The sequence below is a fragment of the Aquimarina hainanensis genome (assembly GCF_042684685.1).
Classification (GTDB): domain Bacteria; phylum Bacteroidota; class Bacteroidia; order Flavobacteriales; family Flavobacteriaceae; genus Aquimarina; species Aquimarina hainanensis.
This window is the reverse complement of the sequence record NZ_JBHULX010000030.1, coordinates 206,759-208,445: the sequence shown is the minus strand read 5'-3', so window position 1 is coordinate 208,445 and position 1,687 is coordinate 206,759. Positions and strand designations below refer to the sequence as shown.

The following is a 1,687-nucleotide window of genomic DNA, read 5'->3' as shown; positions in this document are numbered from 1 at the left end:
TCAAAAGCTGCATTGTTGGTCAGTTTATCATACCAGTCTGGTTCCTGACTTGTGCGGGGAATATCTTTATACACATCTTCCCAACGACATAAAAAAGCATTCCATTTATAGAATTTCTTACTGCCTTTTGGATGCTCACAGAGTTGCCCATTTTCTTTTCCCGGATAACCAGGACCTCTATACTTATGGATATTTTGTCTTTCACAATGCCTAATAATAATTTCTCCTTTTATAATTCTATTATTAGTATTATTAGGTTTAATTGAAAACCTAATGGATAAACCTCTAGTAAAATAGTTCATTCTAGATTACTATGATGGGGAGAACTATTAAGAACTTTACTAATGATTTCTTTTAGAGCCCACTCAATTCGATCAATTATTTACCGAGAAACATTGTTATTCATTTGGTTAATTTTCAAGTTTTTTTGTTACTTGCGTGTATAGTTAGGTGTATAAGACGTAATGTCTCTTTAGGGCATTATGACTTCATACATTTTGTCACAAGCTGCTTTTTACTCTTCGATCACTCTTATTTTTTTACTGAATTTAATTTTGTTAGTAATTAATCTTGACTTTCCATCTTTATAAAAATTATCTAATAAAACTTCTTCTTCAATATAACCATCTAAAAAATACTTCCCCTTGTTTGTAAAATTGTAGTCAAAATAAATAGTATCATTATCTTCTTCTATATATCCAAATGTGTCTAATTTGCTGTGCATCTTTTCTAGTTCGCTAATAGAAAATCTTTTTTTGAACTTACCTAGATAAAGAACTCTACTTTTTAAATCTTTATCGCCCAATTTTATAGAATCTAGATCAGATTTTAATATTATCTTGCCGATATATCTTTTTTTTGAATACGGGTTGTCAGTATAGACTGTTTTTATGAATGGACCTTCCGTCTGTTTTTGAATACAGGAAATTATTGTTGTAATAATTATACAACTAATTATTTTTTTGAAATCTTTCATATGCGTCTTTTTTTACTGCATTATTTTTTGCAAGTATCCTCTCTCTGACACTACTAGAATCTTTAACATAAATAATAGAGTCTTTTCTGGTTAAACTACCACTTTGGTCAATATGACCATTATTCATAAAATAACTCCAATGATTTACTTTTTCAATAGTAATAGTCACTTTCGGTTCTTCTTCGGCAGTATATATATCATCATTATTGGATGAGTTTGGGTTCTCTTCTTCGTCTTTAAACTTAAAAGCGTTGCTTAGTTTTTCATAATGCCCGATGGCTGATTTTTTAGTTTAAGGTAAACCTGTAAATAGATTGCATTACATTTCCTGATATTTGTTTAAAAGTCCCCATTCTGCTTCCTACACCGGGATCGCCCCTTTGTTATTTTTCTAGGTTGTTGGCACCCGGTTATAACCAATAAAATAATCCCTACTATAAAAAACACCTTATTCATATTTCTTTTTTATCGCATCGCACCCCAGCCTATCCTTCTCAAGCAACCGGATACTATTTTATAACCTCTACAGGCACATCAAAATAGATATCTTTACTTAGTTCTGTCCTGATACTGTCTTGTTCTTTATTAGTAGGATTGTTTTTATCTATAAAAGAAATCATTTCTACTACATATCCACGTATCGTATCCCTGCCCATTCGTTTAGGCTTCCAGTAAAAAGCCACAGTCTGATGAAGGGCTTCTTTTGGAGTT

At 31.4% G+C, this 1,687-nt stretch carries 3 protein-coding genes; all 3 read right to left on the bottom strand.

What is annotated here, in order from left to right; translation table 11 throughout:
• Positions 1-302, bottom strand: a 302-nt coding sequence (locus tag ACFSTE_RS15265; RefSeq protein ID WP_378298237.1) for a hypothetical protein, incomplete at its 3' end; no start/stop codon positions are given.
• A 212-nt stretch (positions 303-514) separates the two neighbouring features.
• A complete protein-coding gene (locus ACFSTE_RS15260) occupies positions 515-976 on the bottom strand; it encodes a hypothetical protein (protein ID WP_378253747.1) in 462 nt (153 codons plus the stop codon).
• A gap of 509 nt (positions 977-1,485) precedes the next feature.
• Positions 1,486-1,687: hypothetical protein (locus ACFSTE_RS15255; RefSeq protein WP_378298236.1), on the bottom strand; the 202-nt coding region annotated here is incomplete at its 5' end.